General features: G+C 69.6%; 25 protein-coding genes and 1 pseudogene. 14 read left to right on the top strand and 12 right to left on the bottom strand.

What is annotated here, in order from left to right; all coding sequences use genetic code 11:
* Window positions 1-32 precede the first annotated feature (32 nt).
* Window positions 33-293, bottom strand: a complete 261-nt coding sequence (rpsT, locus tag ACFQS9_RS22890) for a 30S ribosomal protein S20 (protein WP_378408850.1) — start codon at window positions 291-293, stop codon at window positions 33-35.
* A 219-nt stretch (window positions 294-512) separates the two neighbouring features.
* Between rpsT and ACFQS9_RS22885 the strand changes: the two genes are divergently transcribed.
* Window positions 513-1,289: an aquaporin gene (locus ACFQS9_RS22885; protein ID WP_378408849.1), complete on the top strand. Its 777-nt coding sequence runs from the start codon at window positions 513-515 to the stop codon at window positions 1,287-1,289.
* Window positions 1,290-1,344: 55 nt separating this feature from the next.
* Here the strand turns inward: ACFQS9_RS22885 and ACFQS9_RS22880 are convergent, their stop codons facing one another.
* Window positions 1,345-2,787, bottom strand: coding sequence for an RNA-guided endonuclease InsQ/TnpB family protein (locus tag ACFQS9_RS22880; protein ID WP_378408848.1), 1,443 nt, complete (start codon window positions 2,785-2,787; stop codon window positions 1,345-1,347).
* A 258-nt stretch (window positions 2,788-3,045) separates the two neighbouring features.
* Here ACFQS9_RS22880 and ACFQS9_RS22875 point away from each other — a divergent pair.
* A pseudogene (locus tag ACFQS9_RS22875) lies at window positions 3,046-3,231 on the top strand (DUF3224 domain-containing protein); the annotation flags it as partial.
* Window positions 3,232-3,303: 72 nt separating this feature from the next.
* On the opposite strand, the gene ACFQS9_RS22870 reads toward ACFQS9_RS22875, so the two are convergent.
* Window positions 3,304-3,861, bottom strand: coding sequence for a type II toxin-antitoxin system PemK/MazF family toxin (locus ACFQS9_RS22870; protein ID WP_378408847.1), 558 nt, complete (start codon window positions 3,859-3,861; stop codon window positions 3,304-3,306).
* A gap of 82 nt (window positions 3,862-3,943) precedes the next feature.
* Here ACFQS9_RS22870 and lepA point away from each other — a divergent pair, with 82 nt between their 5' ends.
* The 3 genes from lepA to ACFQS9_RS22855 all read left to right on the top strand — a co-directional run bounded on the left by lepA (window position 3,944) and on the right by ACFQS9_RS22855 (window position 7,847).
* Complete coding sequence (gene lepA, locus ACFQS9_RS22865; protein ID WP_378408846.1) at window positions 3,944-5,827, top strand: translation elongation factor 4; 1,884 nt, start codon at window positions 3,944-3,946, stop codon at window positions 5,825-5,827.
* A gap of 33 nt (window positions 5,828-5,860) precedes the next feature.
* Complete coding sequence (locus tag ACFQS9_RS22860) at window positions 5,861-6,790, top strand: NAD(P)H-dependent flavin oxidoreductase (protein ID WP_378408845.1); 930 nt, start codon at window positions 5,861-5,863, stop codon at window positions 6,788-6,790.
* Between the two features lie 79 nt (window positions 6,791-6,869).
* Window positions 6,870-7,847: an ABC transporter substrate-binding protein gene (locus tag ACFQS9_RS22855; protein ID WP_378408844.1), complete on the top strand. Its 978-nt coding sequence runs from the start codon at window positions 6,870-6,872 to the stop codon at window positions 7,845-7,847.
* A gap of 22 nt (window positions 7,848-7,869) precedes the next feature.
* Here ACFQS9_RS22855 and ACFQS9_RS22850 read toward each other — a convergent pair whose 3' ends face one another.
* On the bottom strand, window positions 7,870-9,813 hold the full coding sequence (locus tag ACFQS9_RS22850; protein WP_378409056.1) for a glycoside hydrolase family 15 protein: 1,944 nt from the start codon (window positions 9,811-9,813) through the stop codon (window positions 7,870-7,872).
* A gap of 125 nt (window positions 9,814-9,938) precedes the next feature.
* On the opposite strand from ACFQS9_RS22850, the gene ACFQS9_RS22845 reads away from it, so the two are divergent.
* The 8 genes from ACFQS9_RS22845 to ACFQS9_RS22810 all read left to right on the top strand — a co-directional run bounded on the left by ACFQS9_RS22845 (window position 9,939) and on the right by ACFQS9_RS22810 (window position 16,091).
* The gene (locus ACFQS9_RS22845) at window positions 9,939-10,145 is read left to right on the top strand and encodes a hypothetical protein (RefSeq protein ID WP_378408843.1); all 207 of its coding nucleotides are present in this window, start codon (window positions 9,939-9,941) and stop codon (window positions 10,143-10,145) included.
* Between the two features lie 133 nt (window positions 10,146-10,278).
* Entirely contained in the window at window positions 10,279-10,368 is a 90-nt protein-coding gene (locus ACFQS9_RS22840; RefSeq protein WP_354003507.1) for an Ms4533A family Cys-rich leader peptide, read from the top strand.
* Between the two features lie 177 nt (window positions 10,369-10,545).
* Window positions 10,546-11,592, top strand: coding sequence for a sulfate ABC transporter substrate-binding protein (locus ACFQS9_RS22835; RefSeq protein ID WP_378408842.1), 1,047 nt, complete (start codon window positions 10,546-10,548; stop codon window positions 11,590-11,592).
* Between the two features lie 127 nt (window positions 11,593-11,719).
* The gene (cysT, locus tag ACFQS9_RS22830; protein ID WP_378409055.1) at window positions 11,720-12,514 is read left to right on the top strand and encodes a sulfate ABC transporter permease subunit CysT; all 795 of its coding nucleotides are present in this window, start codon (window positions 11,720-11,722) and stop codon (window positions 12,512-12,514) included.
* 26 nt (window positions 12,515-12,540) lie between these two features.
* Complete coding sequence (gene cysW / locus ACFQS9_RS22825; RefSeq protein ID WP_378409054.1) at window positions 12,541-13,317, top strand: sulfate ABC transporter permease subunit CysW; 777 nt, start codon at window positions 12,541-12,543, stop codon at window positions 13,315-13,317.
* A 19-nt stretch (window positions 13,318-13,336) separates the two neighbouring features.
* The gene (locus ACFQS9_RS22820) at window positions 13,337-14,329 is read left to right on the top strand and encodes a sulfate/molybdate ABC transporter ATP-binding protein (RefSeq protein WP_378408841.1); all 993 of its coding nucleotides are present in this window, start codon (window positions 13,337-13,339) and stop codon (window positions 14,327-14,329) included.
* A 164-nt stretch (window positions 14,330-14,493) separates the two neighbouring features.
* On the top strand, window positions 14,494-14,835 hold the full coding sequence (locus ACFQS9_RS22815; RefSeq protein ID WP_378408840.1) for a YciI family protein: 342 nt from the start codon (window positions 14,494-14,496) through the stop codon (window positions 14,833-14,835).
* 5 nt (window positions 14,836-14,840) lie between these two features.
* The gene (locus ACFQS9_RS22810; RefSeq protein WP_378408839.1) at window positions 14,841-16,091 is read left to right on the top strand and encodes an RNA polymerase sigma factor; all 1,251 of its coding nucleotides are present in this window, start codon (window positions 14,841-14,843) and stop codon (window positions 16,089-16,091) included.
* Between the two features lie 11 nt (window positions 16,092-16,102).
* Here ACFQS9_RS22810 and ACFQS9_RS22805 read toward each other — a convergent pair whose 3' ends face one another.
* From ACFQS9_RS22805 to ACFQS9_RS22775, 7 genes are all read right to left on the bottom strand, one after another.
* Complete coding sequence (locus tag ACFQS9_RS22805; RefSeq protein ID WP_378408838.1) at window positions 16,103-17,017, bottom strand: esterase/lipase family protein; 915 nt, start codon at window positions 17,015-17,017, stop codon at window positions 16,103-16,105.
* A 116-nt stretch (window positions 17,018-17,133) separates the two neighbouring features.
* Complete coding sequence (locus ACFQS9_RS22800) at window positions 17,134-17,898, bottom strand: sirohydrochlorin chelatase (protein ID WP_378408837.1); 765 nt, start codon at window positions 17,896-17,898, stop codon at window positions 17,134-17,136.
* A 40-nt stretch (window positions 17,899-17,938) separates the two neighbouring features.
* Window positions 17,939-19,222 (bottom strand): sulfate adenylyltransferase subunit 1, encoded by a 1,284-nt coding sequence (locus ACFQS9_RS22795; RefSeq protein ID WP_378408836.1) that lies wholly within the window; start codon window positions 19,220-19,222, stop codon window positions 17,939-17,941.
* A gap of 106 nt (window positions 19,223-19,328) precedes the next feature.
* A complete protein-coding gene (gene cysD / locus ACFQS9_RS22790) occupies window positions 19,329-20,264 on the bottom strand; it encodes a sulfate adenylyltransferase subunit CysD (RefSeq protein ID WP_378408835.1) in 936 nt (311 codons plus the stop codon).
* Window positions 20,261-20,986, bottom strand: coding sequence for a phosphoadenylyl-sulfate reductase (locus ACFQS9_RS22785; protein WP_378408834.1), 726 nt, complete (start codon window positions 20,984-20,986; stop codon window positions 20,261-20,263). Before ACFQS9_RS22785 ends, cysD begins: the two co-directional genes overlap by 4 nt.
* A 23-nt stretch (window positions 20,987-21,009) precedes the next feature.
* Window positions 21,010-22,707: a nitrite/sulfite reductase gene (locus ACFQS9_RS22780; protein ID WP_378408833.1), complete on the bottom strand. Its 1,698-nt coding sequence runs from the start codon at window positions 22,705-22,707 to the stop codon at window positions 21,010-21,012.
* Window positions 22,708-22,828: 121 nt separating this feature from the next.
* Complete coding sequence (locus ACFQS9_RS22775; RefSeq protein ID WP_354581628.1) at window positions 22,829-22,912, bottom strand: Ms4527A family Cys-rich leader peptide; 84 nt, start codon at window positions 22,910-22,912, stop codon at window positions 22,829-22,831.
* 143 nt (window positions 22,913-23,055) lie between these two features.
* On the opposite strand from ACFQS9_RS22775, the gene hemW reads away from it, so the two are divergent.
* A complete protein-coding gene (gene hemW, locus ACFQS9_RS22770; protein ID WP_378408832.1) occupies window positions 23,056-24,252 on the top strand; it encodes a radical SAM family heme chaperone HemW in 1,197 nt (398 codons plus the stop codon).
* A 46-nt stretch (window positions 24,253-24,298) separates the two neighbouring features.
* On the opposite strand, the gene ACFQS9_RS22765 is transcribed toward hemW, so the two are convergent.
* Window positions 24,299-24,691, bottom strand: coding sequence for a hypothetical protein (locus ACFQS9_RS22765; protein WP_378408831.1), 393 nt, complete (start codon window positions 24,689-24,691; stop codon window positions 24,299-24,301).
* Window positions 24,692-24,751: the final 60 nt, after the last annotated feature.

The raw sequence follows: 24,751 nt of genomic DNA, 5'->3' as shown, positions 1-24,751 counted from the left end.
TGGACCGGGCGGCTTCTGCCAGACGGTTTACGTCAGAGCTTGTTGGCGGCCAGCGCGAGGGCCGACTTCTTGTTGGCGGCCTGGTTGGCGTGGATGACGCCCTTGCTCGCTGCCTTGTCGAGCTTGCGGCTCGCGACCAGGAGGAGCTCGTCGGCCTTCGCCTTGTCGCCCGCAGACGCAGCCTCACGGAAGGACCGGATCGCGGTACGCAGCGAGGACTTCACCGACTGGTTGCGCAGTCGCCGGCGCTCGTTGGTAGCGATCCGCTTCACCTGGGACTTGATGTTGGCCACGCGTAGAATCCTGTCGTTTTCGCTCGGTTTCTTGTCTAAGAAGCTTCGGGCGCACTTGGGCGCCGACGGTCGAGATTACCAGGGATGGCGGTGTGAACCCAAACTGGCGCACGTTCCCACGAAACGGCCTCGATGTCGTTGTGCAGGGTACCGGCCTCGCGTAGCGTCCGGCCCGAGTCCTTGTGGTACGCCCTAAACCGATCTCATCGAAGGTGGCACATGTCTCCAACTGCGCAGGAAATCGCCGAGAAGGAACCGATCTCGGACACCAAGAAGTACATCGCCGAGGGCATCGGCACCTTTGTCTTGGTGTTCGCATCCGTGGGAACCGCGGTGATCGCGGGCGACAAGGTCGGCAACCTCGGCGTCGCGCTTGCGTTCGGCCTCACGCTGCTGTTCCTCGTGTACTCCATCGGGCCCATCTCCGGCTGCCACGTGAACCCGGCCGTCACCTTCGGGCATCTCCTGCTCGGCCGGATCGCCGTGGCGAAGGCGGGTCTGTACGTCGTGGCCCAGCTGCTCGGCGGCCTGCTCGCGGGCGTCGTCCTCTACTCCGTGGCCAAGTCGCTGCCCTCGTACGATCGCGAAGCCTCCGGCCTCGGGGCGAACGGATGGGGTGAGAACAGCCCGTCGGCGATCAAGGGTCCCCTCGGACTGGACGTCCTGCAGGACGGGTACGGCCTCGCCGCGATGATCATCATCGAGGTCCTGCTCACCGCGCTGCTGGTCTTCGTGGTGATGGCCTCGACCGACCAGATCTCGGACGTGCCGCTGGCCGGCATCTCGATCGGCTTCACCCTTGCGGTCATCCACCTGGTGTCGATCCCGATCGACAACGCCTCGGTCAATCCCGCGCGGAGCATCGCGGTGGCGCCCTACCAGGATGGCGCACTCGTCCAGTTGTGGGCGTTCATCGTGTTCCCGCTGATCGGCGGCGCGCTCGGCGCGCTCGCCTACCGCGGGGTCTTCGGCCGGTACGACCGCATCAACATCTAAAGCGTGGCCTCGGTTCGTTCTTTGTGAGGCACCGCCCTTCTCGGGCGTCGTCTGCTCAGGTCCCTGGTGTGGGGTGGGCGTCCGTTCCCGCGTCGTTCAGGCTGGTTTCACCCACACGAGGGTGTGGGCCAGAGCCGTCCTGTCGGCGGGCATTGATGACCGGGCCTCCTGCTTGGGGGTCCCGGGCGGGCCAATCACCGCGATCGTGATCGTGGTGATGGTTCTCGGCCCAGGCGGCGAGGTTGATCGCGGCATTCTGGTCGCGGTCGAGACTATGTCCGTTCGCGCAGACGAACACCCGATCCGACAGCGTCAGAGCGGCGTTGACGGTGCCGCAGGTCGAGCAGGTCTTGCTCGATGGGAACCACCGGTCGACCACGGTGATGTCGCCTTGTCGCCAGGCCTGTTTGTAGCGCAGCATGCGGGCGAACTCCGCCCAGGCGGCGTCGGAGATTGCGCGGGCGAGCCGGTGATTGGCCAGCATCCCGGCCACATGAAGGTCTTCGAGCGCGATCCGGTCGTGGGCCTTGACCAGTGCGTTCGACACCTCATGCAGAAAATGCCGGCGAATGTCGCGAACCTTGCGGTGATGCCGCCCCAATCGGGCGGCCGCGGCTTTGCGGTTGTGTGATCCCTTCTCCTTCCGGGAGACGGACTTGGCGAGGCGCCGCTGACGGCGTATCCCGGCGGCGAGGGCCTTCGGTGAATCATCGATGCGGGCTACCTCACGGCCGTCGGCGGTGGCGGCGACGAGGAACGCGGTCAGGCCGCGGTCGATCCCGACCCAGCCACCACGGTCCTGCTCGTCACGGGTCGGGTGGTGGTGTGCTGGGTGCAGGTCGGTGGCCTCGACGTTCAGGCTGACCCACCACCGTCCGCCGCGGAAGCTGACGGTGGCGAACAGGATCCTCGCTCGGCCACCGCCGATCAGCCGCCGCAGCTGGCGGGTGTCGTCGTGCACCCGTACCGCTCCGATGCCGGGCAGGGTGACCGAACGGGGTCGCGCGTCGCCGACCCGGATCGCGGGCCTGCCGCCTGCCGGCTGTTTGTTGCGCAACCGGAACGACGGCGGTCCACCATTCTTCTTCTTGAATCGGGGGAATCCGACCTTCCGGCCCTTCCGTGCCCCGGTCCGGGAGGCCGACCACGCGGCGAGGGCGCGGCCGCAGTCCACGGCCGCTTCTTCGAACACCTGCTGACATACCTCGGTGCGCCACGCCAGGCCGGTCACCCGGATCTCCGCGACCCCGTCGGCATCAACGACGAACACCCGGCCGGCGTCCGCGGTTTTCTTCCAGGTGTTGAACGCGTTGATCAGGTCGAACCCCGACCACGGCACCACCACATCGGGATCGGCGCGGCGGTGGGTGAGCGCGGTCTTGACCGCGCGCAGGGATTGGTTGAACGCGAACCGTGCCGCCCCGGCGTGACGGGCCAGCACCGTCTGCTGCTCGACCGTCGGGTCGAGGCAGTATCGGAACGTTGTGTGCCGCACCACACCCCGCAGTGTGCCAGCGACCACCGACACGACGGCGGCAGCAGGCGTGCACGCCTACCTCAGGGCAGATCCCATACGTGACGGGCACCTACCGTGCCACCAGCACACGGTCAGCGAGCCGAACCCGACACCCCGATTCTGGAGACACACCCTGGCCGGACTCGGATACGAGCTTCTCAGCTGTGCGTGGCGCGCTTGTTGCAAGTGCGGTGTCGGTGGCCGGCCATGTGCTGACCGCAGTTCTCCCAGGAGACCGGCGTCGGCACCTATGTCGCGATGGAGTCCTTCGAGGGATGGATCGTCGGGCGTCGCGGCACCCTCAACTTCGCGCACATGGCGACCACGGACGGCGTCCGGCGCACCAACCACCAGCTCGTCATCGTCCCGACAAGCGGCACCGCGGGTCTGGCCGGGATCGGCGGGAATGGTGAGCTGGTCCTCGAGGCCGACGGCACCACCGCCTCCGGCTCGACGTCGAGTTCGCGGCCGGCTGATCCGCGTCACGGACCGCGCGTCTCAGCTCCAGCTGAAGTCGGACCGAAGGCGGGCGGCGACCTGGTCGAACCGGCGCTTGTCGAGGATCGCGCCCTCGCGGCGGATGCCGGCCTCGGGGACGTCGAGCACCCGGTCGAGGCGCACCCAGCTCGGGCGGCCGCCGTTGTCCCACGCTCCGGAGCCGACGCCCAACCAGTTCCGGTCGCCGTCCCGCTCGGCGTTCGAGGACAGCATCAGGCCGAGCAGGGTGCTCCCGTCGCGCCCGACGACGAGGACGGGCCGGTCCTTGCCCTGGTGGGCGTCCTCCTCGTAGGTCACCCACGTCCACACCACCTCGCCGGGATCCGCTCGGCCGTCCAGGTCGGGGGAGTACTCGACCCGCCGGGCGCGGTGCGCGGTCGGCACCGCGGTGGACGCGACGGGCCGGCCCGGGGTGATGGTCGGCCGACCCGACTTCGGGGCGGTGCGCGACTTGCCGGGCAACACACCGGACTTCTGCAGCTCCTTGAGAAGGCGCGGTCCCTGCGTCAGTGCGATAGCGCCGAGTTGTTTGCCGATCGAGGTCCAGCTTCGTGCCATGCGATCAACCTATCTGCCCGTCCGACGGAGCCCGGCGTCGCTTGGATATCCTCTGAGGTGACAGTGACCCGAATTCGGGTCGGTGCCAGTCCAGCTAAGGGGCCCCGAAATCAGCAGCTTCGCCGACACGACGTTCACGGATCCCGCACGGATCCGGAACTTCTGCATCATTGCGCACATCGACCACGGCAAGTCGACTCTCGCGGACCGGATGCTGCAGCTCACCGGAGTGGTCGATCCGCGGCAGATGCGCGCCCAGTACCTGGACCGGATGGATATCGAGCGCGAGCGCGGCATCACCATCAAGGCGCAGAACGTTCGGCTGCCCTGGGTGGTCGAGAAGGAGGACGGCACCGAGGAGGAGATCGTCCTCCATCTGATCGACACGCCCGGTCACGTCGACTTCACCTACGAGGTGTCCCGCGCGCTCGAGGCCTGCGAGGGTGCCGTGCTGCTGGTCGACGCCGCGCAGGGCATCGAGGCGCAGACGCTGGCGAACCTGTACCTGGCGATGGAGAAGGACCTCACCATCATCCCGGTACTCAACAAGATCGACCTGCCCGCCGCCGACCCGGACCGCTACGCCGCGGAGATCGCGCACATCGTCGGCTGCGAGCCGGGCGACGTGCTTCGGGTCTCCGGCAAGACCGGGGTCGGGGTCAAGGAACTGCTCGACGAGGTCGTCAAGCAGGTGCCCGCCCCGGTCGGCGACGCCGACGGCCCGGCGCGCGCGATGATCTTCGACTCGGTGTACGACGCGTACCGCGGCGTGGTCACCTATGTGCGAGTGGTGGACGGCAAGATCCGTCCCCGCGAGAAGATCACCATGATGTCGACCGGCACCACGCACGAACTGCTCGAGGTGGGCATCATCTCGCCCGAACCCAAGGCGACCGTCGGCCTGGGTGTCGGCGAGGTCGGCTACCTGATCACCGGCGTCAAGGACGTCCGCCAGTCGCGCGTCGGCGACACCGTCACCACCTTCCGCAACGGCGCGGCCGAGCCGCTGGTCGGCTACCGCGATCCCAAGCCGATGGTGTACTCGGGCCTGTACCCCATGGACGGCTCCGACTATCCGGTGCTGCGCGACGCGCTCGACAAGCTGCGGCTCAACGACGCGGCGTTGGCGTACGAGCCGGAAACCTCTGTGGCCCTTGGCTTCGGCTTCCGCTGCGGCTTCCTCGGGCTGCTGCACATGGAGATCACCCGGGACCGGCTCGAGCGTGAGTTCGGCCTCGACCTGATCTCGACGGCGCCGAACGTGGTGTACCGCGTGACGATGGAGGACGGCGCCGAGCACGAGGTGACCAACCCGTCGTACTGGCCGGAGGGCAGGGTGCGCGAGGTGTACGAGCCGATGGCCAAGTGCACCGTCATCGCTCCGAGCGAGTACACCGGCGCGATCATGGAACTGTGCCAGTCCCGTCGCGGCGAGCTCGGCGGCATGGATTATCTCTCCGAGACGCGGGTCGAGCTGCGCTACACGCTGCCGATGGGCGAGATCATGTTCGACTTCTTCGATGCCCTCAAGTCGCGGACCAAGGGCTACGCCAGCCTCGACTACGAGCCGACGGACGAGCAGCAGGCCGCGCTGGTGAAGGTGGACATCCTGCTGCAGGGCGAGGCCGTCGACGCGTTCAGCGCGATCGTGCACAAGGACGCCGCGTTCGCCTACGGCAACAAGATGACCACCAAGCTGCGCGAGCTGATCCCGCGCCAGCAGTTCGAGGTGCCGATCCAGGCGGCGATCGGCGCGAAGATCATTGCGCGCGAGAACATTCGCGCGATCCGCAAGGACGTGCTCGCCAAGTGCTACGGCGGCGACATCAGCCGTAAGCGCAAGCTGCTCGAGAAGCAGAAGGAGGGCAAGAAGCGGATGAAGACCATCGGTCGGGTCGAGGTCCCGCAGGAGGCCTTCGTGGCGGCGCTGTCGAACGAGTCGGTGGCCGACAAGCCGAAGAAGTAGGCGCTAGTAGCCGCGACAGGAGAGGATTTCGGCATGCTCGAAACCTGGTTGACCAGGGAACTGCGGATCGAGGTGCCGATCCTCGGCGCGCCGATGGGGGGCCGTGCCGGTGGCGAACTGACCGGCGAGGTGTCCAAGGCGGGTGGGCTGGGGCTGCTCGGCGCGGCGCGGTACGCGACCCCGCAGTGGGTGGCCGAGGAGGCGGCGGTCGCCCGCGAGATCGGCGGGCGGTTCGGCGTCGGGTTGATGACGTGGGCGCTCGACGACGACGACACGCTGCTCGACGCGGCGCTGGCGGAGGAGCCTGCGCTGGTGTCGCTGTCCTTCGGTGATCCGGCGGCCTACGTGCCGCGAGTGCACGCCGCGGGCATCCCAGTGGTGTCGCAGGTGAACACCCTCGACGACCTGCGGGTCGCCGAGCGGGCCGGGGTGGACCTGGTCATCGCCCAGGGCGGCGAGGCGGGCGGGCACACCGGCCGGATCGGCACGCTGCCGCTGCTGCAGGAGCTGCTCGATGCGACGGACCTGCCGGTGGTCGCGGCCGGCGGTATCGGGACCGGCCGGGGACTGGCCGCGGTGATAGCCGCGGGCGCGGAGGGCGCGCTGATCGGCACCGCCCTGCTCGCCAGCCCGGAGACCATCGGCCCCGGCTACGCCCGCGACCGGGTGGTCGAGGCCGGCAGCGCGGACACCGTGTACACCTCCGTCTTCGACCAGGCCCGCAGTCAGCCGTGGCCGAGCCGCTGGGGCGGCCGGGCGATCGCAAACGAGTTCACGGAGGCCTGGCACGGCGCGGAGGGATCCGAGGAGACCCTCGCCGCGGCCTACGATCCGGCCGACCCCGACCTCGGCGTGGTCTACGCGGGCGAGGCCGTCGGCCTGGTGCACTCGGCGCGTCCCGCGGGCGAGGTGGTCCGGCATATCGCGGCGGACGCCGAGCGCTTGCTGCGGCGGTTCGCCTGAGCAACCCCTGGCGCCACCCACCGAAATCTGCGAAGGTTAGCCTTCGCTAATTTCTAGGGAGTGATGTCAGGTGCGTGCGGTGAGACTTGTGGCGGCGACCCTGCTCGGATCGGTGGCGGTCGCAGTCGCCGGGTGTGGCGCAGACGCCGGTGCCGACGATGGGCCCGAGCGGACGACCACGATCGAGCACAGGTTCGGTTCCACCACGATCGAGGGAACCCCGACCCGGATCGTGGCCGCCGGCAGCCAGTGGCTGGACGCCCTGCTCGAGTTCGGGGTGCAGCCGGTGGCCTACCTGTCGGCGGGGGATCGGGGCGACGATCGGGGCCTCTACCCCTGGGAGAGCTCGCTCGCCGAGTCGGCGGTGGAGCTCGACCGGGCGGTCCTCGGTCAGCTCGGCGCGCCCCTCCCGGTGGAGGAGATCGCCGCGCAGAAGCCGGATCTGATCCTCGGGTCCTTCGTGGCCGGCCAGAGCGACTTCGATCGCATCAGCAAGATCGCGCCCACCGTCGGGGAGATCGGCGACGCACAGGTCGACTCCTGGGAGGAGCAGGTGACGGTCCTCGGCCGGATCCTCGGTGAGCAGGACCGGGCGGAGGAGATCATCGCCACCACCAACGACGAGATCGACGGGCTCGCCGCGCGCCTGCCGGGGCTGAAGGGAAAGACGGCGGTGCTGTCCCAGTTCGTCTTCAAGACCAACCAGCTGGTCGTGGTCGCCGACCCGAAGGACGGCGCCAGCCAGACGTTCGCCCGGCTCGGGATGACGGTGCCGCAGCGCCTCGTCGACGAGGCGGGGGCGACGGGCGGGCGCCTGCTGCTCAGCCCCGAGCGGGTCGACGCCCTGACCGCCGACCTGGTGGTGATGCTGCCGAACGGCGGCACCCGCGACGACCTCATGAAACTGCCCGGGTTCGCCACGCTGCCGTCGGTTGGCAGCGGCGGCCTGGCCGTCGAGGACTACCCGACGGTGGTCGGCTTCAACACCCCCTCGAGCGCCTCGCTGCGGTACTCGCTCGGCCGGATCACCCCGCAGCTCGAGGCCATCGGACGCTGACCGCGGGCCGGGCCGGGCAGGCTCAGGTGGGACCGTGAGCGGGCTGGAACGCGCCGGTGTCGCCCGCCTCCTCGGCCCTGATCACGTGCACCACGGCGTTGATCAGGGCCAGGTGGGTGAAGGCTTGGGGGAAGTTCCCCAGATGCCTGCCCGTCCGCGGGTCGATCTCCTCGGCATACAGCTTGAGGGGGCTGGCGAATCCGAGCAGCCGCTCGCACAGCCGCTTGGCGCGGGCCAGTTCGCCGATCTCCACCAGCGCCGACACCAGCCAGAACGAGCAGATCGTGAAGGTGCCCTCCTCGCCGCTCAGCCCGTCGTCGGTGGTCTCCACCCGGTACCGCAGCACCAGGCCGTCGTCCGTCAGCTCGTCGGCGATGGCCAGCACGGTGGCACGCACCCGCCGATCGTGCGGGGGCAGGAAGCGCAGCAACGGGACCAGCAGCAGCGAGGCATCGAGCGAATCGTCGCCGTAGCGCTGGGTGAAGACCCCCCGGCTGTCCACCCCGTGCTCGAGGATGTCGGCCTTGATCTCGTCGGCGATCTCGGCCCACTGCCTGGCATACGCCTTCTCGCCGTGCAGGATCGCCAGCTTGCTGCCGCGGTCGAGGGCGACCCAGCACATCACCTTCGACGAGGTGAAGTGCTGCGGTTCGCCGCGTACCTCCCAGATCCCGCGGTCGGGCTGGCGCCAGTGCTTGACCGCCTCCTCGACCTGCCGCTTGAGCAGCGGCCACAGCGACTCGGGGACCCGGTCGCGTGAGCGCACGTGCAGGTACACCGAGTCGAGCATGGTGCCCCAGATGTCGTGCTGGTTCTGGTTGTAGGCGCCGTTGCCGATGCGTACCGGGCGAGCCCCGTCGTACCCGGACAGGTGGCGGAGTTCCTCCTCCTCGAGGGTCTTCTCGCCGCCGATGCCGTACATCACCTGCAGCGGGTTCGGGTGACCGTCCTCGGACCTGGACACGTCGGAGATGAACGAGAAGAAGTCGTTCGCCTCGCGGTCGAGGCCGAGGGTGTACAGGCCCCACAGCGCGAAGGTGGAATCGCGCACCCACGCATACCGATAGTCCCAGTTGCGCTCGCCGCCAGGGGTTTCCGGCAGGGAGGTGGTGGAGGCGGCGAGCAGCGCACCGGTCGGGCTGTAGGTGAGGCCCTTGAGGGCGAGCGCGCTGCGCTGTAGGTAACCGCGCCACGGATGGTCGGGGAAGCGGCCGATGGTGATCCACTGCCGCCAGCATTCCGCGGTCTTCCACATCTTTTCCGCGGCCTCGTCGAAGGTGCCCGGCGCGGGCACGTCCGACCAGGACAGCGCGACGAAGCCGTTGTCGCCCTCGCGCATCCGGGTGCGGACCCGCGCCTCGCGGCCCTCGAGGCCGAGCTTGAAGTTGGTGGTCAGCCGCAGGGTGGGGTGCGCGCCGATGACGCTGCCGTCGCAGGTGGCGGTGGCCTCCTCGTAGACCTTGCCGGTGTACTCCCACTTCGCGGCGGCGCGGTGGTAGTCGAAGGCGGGCTCGCAGCTCATCTCCAGCTCGATGGTCCCGCTGACGCACTTGATCGTGCGCAGCAGGATGCCCTCGGCATCCCAGTCGGTCGGGGTCCGCCGATGGGTCTTCGAGCGCTCCTGCGTGTTGTGCCACGGTCCCATCACCAGGGCGTCGCGCACGATGAGCCAGCCGGTCTCGGTCTGCCACGTGGTCTCGACGATCAGACCGCCCGGCAGGTAGCGCCGCGCCGCGGGCACGTTCTGCCCGTAGGGGCCGATCCGGAAGTGGCCGGCGCTCCGATCGAGGACCGCGCCGAAGACGCTCGGCGAATCGGGACGGGGCACGCACATCCACTCGACCGAGCCGTTGCGGGCGATCAGGCAGGTGGTCTCGCAGTCGGAGAGGAAGGCGTAATCGTCGATCGGCGGGAAGGTGCTGCGGTGCTCCAGGTCGATGAGCGCCGGCAGGTTCCCGGGCACCATCTCGCCGTCGGTGAGCGTCTCGGTGTCATCGAGGGGGGCCGTCTGATCATCGAGGGGGGCCATCTGCTCATCATCTGCCCGACGGGCGTGGGCGTCCACCGCAGCGGGGGCGATAGGCTGGTCGGGTGACGCAGATTGCCAGTTGGTGGGACGGACTAGAGCTCTGGGTGATCGGGCTGCCCTTCATCCCGCAGTTGATCCTCGTGATGGCGGTGCTGATGCCGCTCGCGATCGGGATCGCCAGTGGGATCGACCTGCTGCTCGCCCGCATCTTCGTGCTGCTCGGCCGGGACTCCGTCGCGGACGCAACGCCTGCGGACGGTGCCCGTTGATGCCCCGCTCCCGCGTCACCCTCGCCCTGATCGCGCTGATGATCCTGGTCCTGGTCGGCTGGCTGCTGACCAGGTAGGGGACCGGCGCCCCTCCGGTTCGATCGCGGCCGATCGCTCTGCTAGATTCGTCGGCGTGTCTGCAACCGCCGTGCACCAGGTCCGCCATGAGCTGGCGTTGATCGCTGTCGGCATGCTTGCGGTCGCCGATATCGACTGTTGCTGATCGCGGAAGCCGCGCGAGCCACCTGAGCCGCGGCCGGTCCGCCCCACGTAGCGGGCGACAACCCCCATTCTGTGTCCCGCGAGACCACGCCGACGACGGCGGTGGTCCCGCGCTGCGGTCCGAGGACCGGACACCACCTCCTTGCCCTCGTGGCACACCTGTGAAAGGCAAATTCACATGAGCGCGCGTTCCCGCATCACCCGTTCCGGCCTCCTCCTGGCCGCCGCCGTCACCGCCGGCTCGGTCGCGCTGACCGCATGCAGCGGAGGCTCGAGCGACACCGTCGGCTCCGAGAGTGGCTCGGGCGACGGCAGCGGCGGCACCATCAGCCTGTTCGCCTACGCGGTCCCCAAGCCCGGCTTCGACAAGTTGATCCCCGCGTTCAACGAGACGGAGGCGGGCGCGAACGTCGAGTTCCTGCCGTCCTACGGCCCCTCCGGCGATCAGTCCCGCAAGGTCAAGGACGGCGCCCAGGCCGACTTCGTCAACTTCTCCGTCGAGCCGGACGTCACCCGTCTCGTCGACGCGGGCCTGGTGAGCGAGGACTGGAACAAGGACGCCTACAACGGAATCCCGTTCGGCTCCGTCGTGACCGTGGTCGTCCGCGAGGGCAACCCGAAGGGCATCAAGGACTGGGACGATCTGCTCCAGCCGGGCCTCGAGGTGGTCACGCCCAACCCGTTCAGCTCGGGCTCGGCGAAGTGGAACCTGTTGGCGCCGTACGCCGCCAAGAGCGACGGCGGCAAGAACCCGCAGGCGGGCCTCGACTACCTGAACGCGCTCGTCACCGACCACGTGAAGGTGCAGCCGAAGTCCGGCCGCGAGGCCACCGAGACCTTCCTGCAGGGCACCGGCGACGTGCTGCTCAGCTACGAGAACGAGGCCCTGTTCGCCGAGCGCAACGGGGACCCGGTCGAGCACGTCACCCCGCCGACCACCTTCAAGATCGAGAACCCGGTCGCGGTGATCAACAACAGCAAGAACCTGGAGAAGGCCAACGCCTTCAAGGACTTCCTCTTCACCACCGAGGGCCAGAAGCTGTGGGCCGAGGCCGGATTCCGCCCGGTGGACCCGGGCGTCGCCGCCGAGTTCGCCGCCGACTTCCCGGCGCCCGCCAAGCTGTGGACGATCGCGGACCTGGGCGGCTGGAAGGCGGTCGACGACAGCCTGTTCAAGAAGGACACCGGCTCGATCGCGGCGATCTACGACAACGCCACCAAGTAATCTGACCGTGACCAGCACTACTGAAACGACGACGGGGGGACTGGTGTCCGAGACCGCAGGACAGCAGTCGACCGAGGCCGGTCCCCCCGCTCGGCCCGCCCGCCCGAAGAAGCGCAAGTGGACCGCCGTGACCGGCACCGTCGGCCCGCTGGGCATCGGTGTCGCGATGCTCTGGCTCAGCGTCATCGTGCTGCTCCCGCTCGCAGCGCTGACGGTGACCTCGTTCGAGGACGGCATCGCCGGCTTCTGGGAGGCGGTGACCAGCCCGGTCGCGCTGGCCTCGCTGCGGGTGACCGTCATGGTCTCCGCGATCGTCGCCCTGATCAACGTGGTGATGGGCACCCTGATCGCCTGGGTGCTGGTCCGCGACGAGTTCCCGGGCAAACGAATCGTCAACGCGCTCATCGATCTCCCGTTCGCGTTGCCGACCATCGTGGCGAGCATCGTCCTGCTGGCGCTGTACGGGCCGAACAGCCCGATCGGTGTGCAGCTCAACGCGACCCAGCCCGGCCTGATCGTCGCGCTGGCGTTCGTGACGCTGCCGTTCGTGGTGAGGTCGGTGCAGCCGGTGTTGATCGAGACCGACCGGGAGGTGGAGCAGGCCGCCGCGTCCCTGGGCGCGAGCAACTGGACCATCTTCCGGAAGGTGGTGCTGCCGATCCTCTCGCCCGCGATCATCAGCGGCGCGGGCCTGGCCTTCGCCCGGGCCATCGGTGAGTACGGCTCGGTCGTGCTGATCGGCGGCAACATCCCGCGCGAGACGCAGGTGACCTCGCAGTACATCCAGCAGCAGATCGAGATCGACCGGCCGGTGGACGCGGCCGCCGTGTCGGTGGCGCTGCTGGCGATCGCCTTCGTCACCCTGTTGGTGTTGCGGGTGCTCTCGAGCCGCAACCAGCGCCGTGAGGAGCAGGCCCAGTGAATCTCTCGACCGGATCGAAGCTCGGGATGCGGGTCGTCGCGCTCGGCTACCTGTTCTTCCTGCTGCTGGTGCCGATCGGCGTCATCCTGTGGCGCACGTTCGAACGGGGCATCGGCGCCTTCCTCGAGTCGATCTCCACGCCTGCCGCGATCTCCGCGCTGAACCTGTCGCTGCTGATCGTCGCCATCGTCGTGCCGATCAACGTGGTCTTCGGCGTCGTCACGGCGCTGGCGCTGGTGCGGGGGCGGTTCCCCGGGCGCGGGCTCGTGCAGGCGGTCGTGGACCTGCCGTTCGCGGTGTCGCCGATCGTCGTGGGCGTCTCGCTGATCCTGCTCTGGGGCGTGAACGGCTGGTTCGGGGCGCTGGACTCGATCGGGTTCCGGGTGATCTTCGGCCTGCCCGGCATGGTGCTGGCCACCATCTTCGTCACCCTGCCGTTCGTGGTCCGCGAGGTCGAGCCGGTGCTGCACGAGATCGGCGACGAGCAGGAGCAGGCCGCCGCGACGCTCGGCGCGTCCAAGTGGCAGACCTTCTGGCGGATCACCCTGCCCGCCATTCGCTGGGGCCTGACCTACGGCGTGGTGCTCACCGTGGCGCGTTCGCTCGGCGAGTTCGGTGCGGTGATCATGGTGTCCTCGGGATTCCCCGGTGTCTCGCAGACGCTGACCCTGCTCGTGCACTCGCGCTACATCGACGACCACAACACCTACGGGGCCTACTGCGCGGCGACGCTGCTGATGGGGATCGCCCTGGTGACCCTGCTGCTGATGACGCTGCTTGACCGCAAGAGGAGCAACACATGATCACGTTGAGGAGCAACACATGATTTCCGTGATCGGCGCCAACAAGAACTTCGGCGATTTCGCCGCCCTGGACAACCTGTCGCTGGAGATCCCGGCCGGCTCACTGACGGCGCTGCTCGGGCCGTCCGGGTCGGGGAAGTCGACCCTGCTTCGGTCGATCGCCGGGCTGGAGAACCCCGACTCGGGGACCATCACGATCGGGGGCAAGGACGTCACCGGCGTGCCCCCGCAGAAGCGCGACATCGGCTTCGTGTTCCAGCACTACGCGGCGTTCAAGCACATGACCGTCCGGGACAACGTCGCGTTCGGACTGAAGATCCGCAAGCGGCCGAAGCCGGAGATCGACAAGAAGGTGAACGAGCTGCTGGGCATCGTCGGCCTCGACGGCTTCCAGCACCGCTACCCGGCGCAGTTGTCGGGTGGTCAGAGGCAGCGGATGGCGCTGGCCCGCGCGCTCGCGGTCGACCCGCAGGTGCTGCTGCTCGACGAGCCGTTCGGCGCGCTCGACGCCAAGGTGCGCGAGGACCTGCGGACCTGGCTGCGGCGTCTGCACGACGAGGTGCACGTGACCACCGTGCTGGTCACCCACGACCAGGAGGAGGCGCTCGACGTCGCCGACCGGATCGCGGTGCTGAACAAGGGACGGATCGAGCAGGTCGGCACGCCGCGGGACCTGTACGACAGCCCGGCGAACGACTTCGTCATGTCCTTCCTCGGCCCGGTGGCCAAGCTGAACGGGCAGCTGGTGCGCCCGCACGACATCCGCGTCGGGCGCGATCCGAGCATGGCCGTCGCGCAGAAGGCGGGCACCGCGGAGTCCGCGGGCGTCACCCGGGCGACGGTCGAGCGGGTGGTGCACCTCGGCTTCGAGGTGCGCGTGGAGCTGCGCAACGCCGCCACCGGCGACCTGTTCGCGGCGCAGGTGACCCGCGGCGACAGCGAGGCACTGCAGCTCAAGGAGGGCGAGACCGTCTACGCCCGCGCGACCCTGATCCCGAACATCCCGGCGTAGGCCGCTCCGCGGCCCGTGCGCGGTTGACGAGTCCAGACACTCGTCAACCGCGCACGGGCGCCGCAGGCGCCTAAGATTTTCTGGACGTGTCGATTCGACCGGGTTCCGTTCGTCGTCATTGAGTACGGCACCTCGCCGCACGACGAGACGACAGGAGTCGAACCATGAAGTACATGATGCTGATCAACGCGGCCAACGCCGATGCGGGCGACCAGTGCAACCCCGAAGAATGGATGATCTACGACAAGCAGGTCGCCGAGGCGGGCATCCTGGTCTCCGGCGAATCGCTGGCGGACCTGACCACCGCCACCGCCGTCCGGGTCGGTCCGGACGGGGCGCGGACCGTCACCGACGGGCCGTTCGCGGAGAGCCGCGAGGTGCTGGGCGGGTTCTACGTGATCGACGTGCCCGATCTCGACGTCGCCCTGGACTGGGCCGCCCGCTGCCCGGGTGCCCGCGGCGGCGGGTCGGTGGTGGTGCGGCCGATCGCCGACTTCGGGGAGTGACCGCGATGGCCGAGCGGGCGGCCTCGCAGTCGTCGGTGGAAGCGGTGTTCCGGGAGGAGCGCGGCCGCCTGCTCGCCGCGCTCGTCCGGCGCTTCGGCGACCTCGACCTGGCCGAGGAGGTCACCTCCGAGGCCGTCGAGGCCGCCCTGGTGCACTGGCCGGTCGAGGGCGTGCCCGCCAAGCCCGGCGCCTGGTTGATGACGACGGCGCGGCGGCGGGCCGTCGACCGGTTGCGCCGCGACCAGGCCTACGCCGCGCGGCTCGCCGTCCTGCAGGTGGAGGCGGATCGGGCGGATCCGGCCCCGCCGGCGGACGCGCTCGGTGACCTGCCGGACGAACGGTTGCAGCTGTTCTTCACCTGCACGCACCCGGCGCTCGCCGACGAGGACCGCGCCGCGCTGACCCTGCGTTGCCTGGCGGGCCTGACGACGCCGGAGGTGGCCCGGGCGTTCCTCGTCCCGACCGCGACGATGGCGCAGCGAATAGTGCGGGCCAAGAAGAAGATCCGGCAGGCCCGGATCCCGTTCCGGGTGCCAGGTAGTGACGAGCTACCGGACCGCCTGCCCGGGGTGCTCGGGGTGATCTACTCGATCTTCACCGAGGGCTACGCGGCCAGCTCGGGTCCCGACCTGCAGCGCCCCGACCTCGCAGAGGAGGCGATCCGGCTCGCGCGGATCCTGCGGCGGTTGCTGCCCGCCGAACGGGAGGTCGCCGGGCTGCTCGCGCTGATGCTGCTGACCCACGCGCGCCGCGACGCCAGGACCGGTCCGGGCGGCGAGTTGGTGCTGCTCGACGACCAGGACCGCACACACTGGGACCGCGACGCCATCGAGGAGGGCGGCGCCCTGGTGGTGGTCGCGCTGACGGGCGGCCCGCCGGGCGTGTACGGGGTGCAGGCCGCCATCGCCGCCCTGCACGACGAGGCGCCGGGCGTCGCGACGACGGACTGGCCGCAGGTGGTCGCTCTCTACGACGTGCTGCTCGCGCTCTCGCCGTCGCCGGTGGTCGCGCTGAACCGGGCCGTGGCCGTGGCGATGCGGGACGGTCCGGAGGCCGGCCTGACGCTGCTCGACGGGTTGGCGGGCGAGCCGCGGCTGCGCGACTACCATCCGTTCGCGGTGGCCCGTGCGGACCTGCTCCAGCGTCTCGGCCGGTTCCCCGAGGCCGCGGCGGCCTACCGGACCGCACTCGGGTCGGTCGGCACCGACGCCGAACGCGAACACCTACAGCGCAGGCTCGACGAGCTCGAGGGGTGAGGTCGGGCGGCCTACGGGTAGAGCTGTGCCACAACCCAGTTCGCGGCATCCGGGCTCGACCGCAGGCTCGAATGATCCACCGCGGGACCGCCGGGGAACACGTCCTCGTAGAAGACGTTGGTGACGCCGGGCTCGGTGATGAACGAGCAGGGCCCGGCAGGGGTGGCGACTGCGTCGTTCTTGGTCGCGATCACCGCGTAGCGCACCCCTGGCTGGGTGAGGGGACCGTTGTCCATCACGGCCCGATAGACCTCGGAGACGGGGCTGAGCTGCAGGGCGGGCGCCATGTCCGGCATCGCCGCGGTCATCACCGGCAACAGCCAGGGCATGGCCTGCAGGACCTGCACCGGGGTGACCGGCGGATCCGTCACCCCGTACTGGGCCAGCAGGCCCACGCCGTCGCACCCGCGCGCCTCGGGTGCCAGCAGGGCCACGTTGTGCACGTCTGCGCCGCCGAGCACCTTGAGGTAGTAGTTCGCCACGAAGGAACCCGCCGAGTGGGCGACGATGTCGACCTCGGCCGCCCCGGTGGTCTCCTTGACCTCGGCGACGAACTGCGCCAGTTGACGTGCCGAACTGGGCATGTCACCCGCCCACCGCCGGCCGTTGACGATCCCGCCCTGGAACACCAGGGTGCACGCACTCTGCGCTCGCAGCGCCGATGTCATCACCGCCCACTGGGCCGCGGTGTCGGCCGTGGTGCCGTCTGCTCCCGGCAGCACGATCACCGGATACGGACGGGCGCTGGTCGGCCGACAATCGACGGGAGGCGCGACCACCGTCCCGGCCGGCACCTGCGGAGCGGCCGAGCCACTGTCCGGAACCGCGCCCGCGGGTCCAGTCGCGATCGCGAGTGCGCTCACGAGGGCAAGTCCCACGACGCCCGCCCGCGCGGACACGCATCGTCCGAGATTCCCGATCATCATGTGCTGCACACCCCTTCAGCAATGGACGGTCGCCCGCTGTCATGGCAACAGACCTCGCGGCCAGTGTCAACACGAGCACAGCCGGTGGATCGGCCCCGCAGGGTTCGCGCGAGCGGCTATGCGGAGAGCGCGGTGCGGGCGCTCGGGACGAACTCGACGGCGGTGCGGTAGCGGTCCAGGGCGACCTCCGCGAGCAGGGGGTGGGCGCCGATCACGCCGGCGTGCAGTGCCTCCGGGGCGCAGTCGGCGGCGGCCCGGCCGATCCGGTCGGTGAGCAGGCCGGGGGCCAGGAACCACGGGGCGACGACGACGGAGCGGGCGCCGTGCGCGCGCAGTCGCGAGACGGCCTGTGGAACAGACGGTTCGGTGGTGGCGAAGCAGACCTCGACGCCGGCCCACGCGGTGCCCGCCCGCAGGCGCGGACCGATTCGCGAGGTCAGTTCGTTGGCTGCTGCCGACGAGGAGCCGACCGCGGCCAGGACCACGCCGACCCCGGGATCGCCGAGGGCGGTGCCCGTTTCGGCGATACGGTCGCGCACGGCCGAGACCAGCCGGGTGTCGTCGCCGAGCACGTCGGCCTGGACCAGGTCGAGTCCGGGGTGCCTGCGGCGGCCGGCCGCGAGCAGCGCGGGCAGGTCCACCCGCGCATGGAAGGCGCTGCCGAGCAGCAGGGGCACCACGACGGCCGACGAATGTCTCTCGGCGGCAACCGCATCGATCGCCTGGTCCACCGACGGGGCGGACAGGTCCAGGAAGCAGAGCCGGACGTCCAGGTCGGGGCGCGCCGCCCGGATGCCGTCCACCGCGGCCGCGACCGCCCGCGCGGAGCGGGGGTCGCGGCTGCCGTGCGCCACCGCGATCAGCGGCGCCGGGACGGACATCGGGGAGGTGTGGTCCCCGACCTGGACGTCGAACACGGCGCTAGACGCGGGCGAGCTCGACGGCGGCGATCGCGTCGCCGACCAGGCCGGCCGCGAGGGTGTTGCCACCCGCCGGGTCGATCAGCAGGAAGCTGCCGGTGTGCCGGTTGACGGTGTAGTCGTCCGCCACGATCGGCTCCGCGACACGCACCGAGATCTTGCCGATCTCGTTGAGCTCGAGGGTGTCCGGGTTCTGCTCGGTGCTGAGGTCCTGCTCGTCGAACCGCTCCACGATGCCCCCGACGATCGCCTGCGTGGTGCGGGTGCCGTGCTTGAGCAGCAGCCGGGCGCCGGGCCGCAGCGGCTTCTCGGCGAGCCAGCAGACCGTCGCCTCGAACTCGCCGATCGGCTCGGGCGCGTCCTCGACGGAGGCGATGGTGTCGCCGCGCGAGACGTCGACGTCGTCGGCCAGGATCAGCGTGACGCTGCGTCCGGCGTTCGCGACGTCGAGCTCACCGTCGGCGGTGTCGACGCGCTCGACCGTGGTGCGGGTGCCGGACGGCAGGATCACGACCTCGTCGCCCGGGCGGACCGAACCCGCGGCCACCTGACCGGCGTAGCCGCGGTAGTCGAGGAACTCGGCGGTGCGCGGCCGGATCACGTACTGGACCGGGAAGCGCAGGCCCACCCGGTGCGGCTCGGCGTCCACCGGGATCGACTCGAGGTGCTCGATCAGGGTGGGGCCGTTGTAGTACGGGGTGTTCTCGGAGCGCACGGCCACGTTGTCGCCGTGCAGCGCCGAGACGGGGATCTCCACGACGTCCTCGGATGCCCACCCCAGCGAGGTGGTCAGCGCGTTGAACTCCTCGGAGATGTCCGCGAACACCTGGGCGGGGTTCTCGACCAGGTCGATCTTGTTGACCGCGAGCACCAGCTTTGGCACGCCGAGCAGCGCGAGCACGGCGGCGTGCTTGCGGGTCTGCGAGATGACGCCCTTGCGCGCGTCGACCAGGAGGATCACCATCTGCGCGGTGGACGCGCCGGAGACGGTGTTGCGGGTGTACTGCACGTGGCCGGGGGTGTCGGCCAGCACGAAGGTGCGCTTGGGCGTCGCGAAGTAGCGGTACGCCACGTCGATGGTGATGCCCTGCTCACGCTCCGCGCGCAGGCCGTCGACCAGCAGCGACAGGTCCGGGGTGTCGAGCCCACGGTCAACCGAGGCGCGCGTGACGGCGTCGATCTGGTCGGCGAGAACGGATTTCGTGTCGTACAGCAGCCGGCCCACCAGGGTGGACTTGCCGTCGTCGACGCTGCCGGCGGTGGCGAGTCGAAGGAGGTCGCTCATCAGAAGTAGCCCTCTCGCTTGCGGTCTTCCATGGCCGCTTCGGAAACTCGGTCGTCGCTCACCCAGGGATGGACGCTGTGCGCCGCGCTCGGTTCGGTGATGTGCATCAGAAGTAGCCTTCTCGCTTGCGGTCTTCCATGGCCGCTTCGGAAACTCGGTCGTCGCCACGGGTGGCGCCGCGCTCGGTCAGTCGGGACGCCGCGACCTCGGCCAGGATGGCCTCGTTGTCGGCCGCATCGGAGAGCACCGCGCCGGTGGTGGAGCCGTCGCCGACGGTGCGGTAGCGCACCGACAGCGTCTGCACCTGCTCGCCCTCACGCGGTCCGCCCCAGACACCGGAGGTCATCCACATGCCGTCGCGCTGGTACACCTCGCGCTGGTGGGCGTAGTAGATGCTGGCCAGCTCCACGTTGTCGCGGGCGATGTAGCGCCAGATGTCGAGCTCGGTGAAGTTGCTCAGCGGGAACACACGGACCTGCTCGCCGGGGGAGTGCTTGCCGTTGTACAGGTTCCACAGCTCGGGACGCTGTTTCTTCGGGTCCCACTGGCCGAACGCGTTGCGCAGCGAGAAGATCCGCTCCTTGGCGCGGGCCCGCTCCTCGTCGCGGCGGGCGCCGCCGAACACCGCGTCGAAGCGGTTCTCGGCGATGGCGTCCAGCAGCGGCACCGTCTGCAGCGGGTTGCGGATGCCGTCGGCCCGCTCGGTGAGCCGGCCGTCGGCGAGGTAGTCCTCGACCTTGGCCACGTGCAGGCGCAGGTTGTACTTCTCGACCACGTGGTCGCGGAAGGCCAGCACCTCCGGCAGGTTGTGCCCGGTGTCCACGTGCAGCAGCGCGAACGGCAGCGGCGCCGGCCAGAAGGCCTTGATGGCCAGGTGCAACAGCACCGTGGAGTCCTTGCCGCCGGAGAACAGGATCACCGGGCGCTCGAACTCGCCCGCCACCTCACGGAAGATGTGGATGGCCTCTGACTCGAGGGCAGCGAGCGTATCGAAGTCGGTGCCGTCGAGTTGCGGTCGGATGTCGGTCAGTTCAGCAGTCATGAGGCGTGCAACCCGCATTCTGTCTTGGCGTTACCGGCCCACCGTCCGCTGCGCGGATCGGCGCCGGGGGCTGGCTTGGCGGTGCACGGTGCGCACCCGATTGATGGATAGCCTTCGTCGACAAGCGGATTCACCAGGATCGAGTGCTTGTCGATGTAGGCCTGCATGTCGTCGTCGGACCACGCGGCGATCGGGTTGATCTTCACGAGCCCGAACGCCTCGTCGAACGAGATCAGCGGGGCGTTGGCGCGGGTGGGGGATTCGACCCGGCGGATGCCGGTCACCCAGGCCTTATAGCTGGTGAGCGCCTTCTTCAGAGGCGCGACCTTGCGCAGTGCGCAGCACCGGCCGGGATCGCGCGCAAACAGGTCCTTGCCCTCGGCGGCGTCCTGCTCGGCGACGCTGGCCTCGGCCTGCACGTTGATGACGTTCACCCCGTACACCGCCTCGACCGCGTCGCGGGTGCCGATCGTCTCCGCGAAGTGGTAGCCGGTCTCGAGGAACAGCACGTCGACGCCGGGATGCACCTGGGCGGCCAGGTGCACCAGGACGCCGTCCTGCATGTTCGACGCGACGATGTAGTCGGTCCCGAACGTGTCCTCCGTCCACTGCAGGAGTTCCTGCGCGGACGCGCCGTCCAGACTCGCCGCACCCTGCGCAGCCAGCGCGCGGAGGTCGTCCGCGGTCGCGGTGGCCAGGTCGAGCTTTGTGCTGTCGGTCATCGTGTCTACGCTCTTCGCTTCGCTCATCGGAGATCCCCCTCGCCTGCTCGGACGGCCCACTCGGCGAAGCGTTCGCCCGCATTGCGGTGCTTGACGAACTGCCGGACCACCCGGTCGATGTAGTCGCCCATCTCGGTGCTGGCGACCTTGTGCTGGCGCAGCTTGCGACCGAACGCCACGTCGAATCCGAGGCTGCCTCCCAGGTGAACCTGGAAGCCCTCCACCTGATTCCCCTCACCGTCGTCGATGAGCATGCCCTTGAAGCCGATGTCCGCGACCTGCGAGCGGGCGCAGGAGTTGGGGCAGCCGTTGATGTTGATGGTGATCGGCACGTCGAGCTGCGCGTTGATGTCCGCGAGGCGCTGCTCGAGCTCGGGCACCAGCACCTGCGAGCGCTTGCGGGTCTCGGCGAACGACAGCTTGCAGAACTCGATGCCGGAGCAGGCCATCAGGTTCTGCCGCCAGTGCGACGGGCGGGCAGGCAGGCCCAGCTCGTCGAGGTCGGCGATCAGCTGATCGAGCTTGTCGTCGGCGACGTCGAGGATGATCAGCTTCTGGTACGGCGTGAAGCGGATCTTGTCGCTGCCGGCCTTCTCGGCGGCGTCGGCGACCTTCGCGAGGATGGTGCCGGAGACCCGGCCCGCGATCGGCGCGAAGCCGACGGCGTTGAGGCCGTTGCGGGTCTTCTGCACGCCGACGTGGTCGATGGGCCGCTTGGGCTGCTCGGGCGCCGGGCCGTCGATCAGCTTCCGCTTGAGGTACTCGGTCTCGAGCACCTCACGGAACTTCTCGATGCCCCAGTCCTTGATGAGGAACTTCAGCCGTGCCTTGGACCGCAGCCGGCGGTAGCCGTAGTCGCGGAAGATTGAGACCACGGCCTCCCACACATCCGGCACCTCGTCGAGCGGCACCCAGACGCCGACGCGCTGCGCCAGCATCGGGTTCGTCGACAGGCCGCCGCCGACCCAGAGGTCCAGGCCCGGTCCGTGCTCGGGATGGTTCACGCCGATGAACGCGACGTCGTTGATCTCGTGCACCACGTCCTGCTGGCCGGAGATCGCGGTCTTGAACTTGCGCGGCAGGTTCGAGTACTCGGGCTTGCCGATGTAACGGCGGACGATCTCGTCGATCGCCGGGGTGGGGTCGAGGACCTCGTCGAGCGACTCGCCCGCCAGCGGGGACCCGAGCACGACGCGGGGGCAGTCGCCGCAGGCCTCGGTGGTCTTGAGGCCGACCGACTCGAGTCGCTTCCAGATCTCCGGGACGTTCTCGACCTCGATCCAGTGGTACTGGACGTTCTCGCGGTCGGAGAGATCGGCGGTGTCGCGGCCGAACTCGGTGGAGATGCCCGCGATGGTGCGCAGCTGCTCGACGTTGAGGGCGCCGGCGTCGCAGCGCACTCGCATCATGAAGTACTTGGCCTCGAGCAGGTCGATGTTCTCGTCGCCGGTGAAGGTGCCGTCGTAGCCCTGCTCGCGCTGGGTGTAGAGGCCCCACCAGCGCATCCGGCCGCGCAGGTCGGACTTGTCGATGCTGTCGAATCCCTGCTTCGAGTAGATGTTCTCGATGCGGGCACGCACGTTGAGCGGGTTGTCGTCCTTCTTGGCCTGCTCGTTGGCGTTCAGCGGCTCGCGGTAGCCGAGGGCCCACTGGCCCTCGGCGCGGCGCTTGGCCGGCCGCGGCGCGCGGGCGGGAGGAGGAGTGTCGACACTTTGCGACATCGGAGGCGCTCCAGAATCTTCTTCGGTGCGCCGGTCTGTAATGCAACGCCGACGGGGAGGGCTGTCCCCGCAGGCACATCCGAGACCGGCCGGGACTGAGAGGGGGCTGGCGGAATGGCGTCTACGCAGGCAAGGGCAGACAGCTACAGACACGCTTGAGATCGACGTGGCGTCGAGCCACGAGCGCAATCCCAAGTCCGGTCACCCGGCCAATTGTGCCAGATCACCTCGCCGATTCCGACACCCGGACGCTATTTCCCCCGATTTCGGGGGGAATGCGCAGGCAGGGTCGATGTGTGGCGCTCGTCACGTCGTCGGGTAGGGGACACTGGTGGGGTGAGTGGATCGATGACCGAGCCGGTGGCTGCTGCGTTTGCGCTGCCGGACCATGCCCTGGCCGGAGTGGGGTCGCGGCCGTTCGGCATCTACATCCACGTCCCGTTCTGCGCGACGCGCTGCGGGTACTGCGACTTCAACACGTACACGGCGGGGGAGCTGGGTACCTCCGCGTCGCCGCAGTCGTGGCTCGAGGGTCTGCGCCGCGAACTCGATGCGGCCGCCGTGATGCTCGGTGCCTCGGGCGCGGTGCCCGCCGCGGAGACGGTGTTCGTCGGAGGCGGCACGCCGTCGCTGCTCGGTGGCGACGGGTTGGCCGACGTGCTGGGCGCGGTGCGCTCGAGCTTCGGCCTGGCCGAGGGCGCGGAGGTGACCACCGAATCGAACCCCGAGTCGACTTCGCCGGAGTTCTTCGGCCGCCTCCGGGAGGCCGGGTTCACCAGGGTGTCGCTGGGCATGCAGTCCGCGGCGCAGCACGTGCTGCGGATCCTCGACCGCACCCACACCCCCGGTCGGCCGGTGGCCGCGGCCCAGGAGGCGCGCGCGGCGGGATTCGAGCACGTGAACCTGGACCTGATCTACGGCACGCCGGGAGAGCGCGACGAGGACCTGGACGCGTCCCTGGACGCGGTGCTCTCCGCAGGCGTCGACCACGTGTCGGCGTACGCGCTGATCGTGGAGGACGGCACCGCACTGGCCAGGAAGGTCCGGCGTGGGGACCTGCCCGCCCCGGACGACGACGTCCTCGCGGCCCGATACGAGCGGATCGATGCGCGGCTCGCGGAGGCGGGCCTGAGCTGGTACGAGGTGTCGAACTGGGCGAAGGACGACGCGGCGTGCCGGCACAACCTCGGCTACTGGGACGGCGGCGACTGGTGGGGTGCGGGTCCCGGCGCGCACGGCCACGTCGGCGGCGTGCGGTGGTGGAACGTCAAGCACCCGGCCCGATACGCCGACCAGCTCGCGGCGGGTGAGCTGCCGGTGGCGGACAGCGAGCACCTCACCGCGGAGGATCGGCACATGGAACGGGTGATGCTCACGCTTCGGCTGCGGTCCGGGCTGCCGGCGGCGGACCTGCGGCCCGGCGAGCTCGTGGCGGCCGAGCGGGCCGTCGCGGACGGGCTGCTCGCGCGCGCCGACGACCGTCTGGTGCTCACCGACCGCGGCCGGCTGCTGGCCGACGGCGTCATCCGCGACATCCTGAGCTGACCCCGCCCCGTCGGGTCCTTCACGTCGCCGCGGCACGGGCGGGCGACTAGCGCTTCCCGCCTCCGGGGATCCGATCGGTGAACCGCGCCAGTCGGCCCGCGTCGCGGGCGAGTATCTCGGCGTCGCGCGCGATGATCGCGGCGCTGCCGTCGATGCCCTGTGCGCTCACCGCGATCCGTTCTGCACTCTCGGCGATCTGCCGGGCCGCCACCAGTAGCTCGGAGAGGTCGTCGAGGGCGGGTCCGAGCCGGTCGATGAGCGCACCGAGCTGTTGCGCGCGGTCCACGATCGGGTCGAACGCGTCGAAAACGCCGCGGGCCGCGGCGAGGGTCGCCATGAACTGGCGCTCCAGGTCGCGGAGCTCACCGAACCCGCGCGTGACCACGCGTTCGGGCAGCATGAATGCGCTGGCGATGTTGATGGTGGCTCCTTGCGTCAAGGGCGACGGTCGGCAGGAATCATGCCAGTGCGGGCCGGTCGGGACCAGGGGTGCGAGCGA

Source organism: Rhodococcus daqingensis (genome assembly GCF_042665615.1).
Lineage (GTDB): Bacteria > Actinomycetota > Actinomycetes > Mycobacteriales > Mycobacteriaceae > Rhodococcus_G > Rhodococcus_G daqingensis.
The sequence above is the reverse complement of the archived record's forward strand: the minus strand, read 5'-3'. Positions and strand labels throughout refer to the sequence as shown.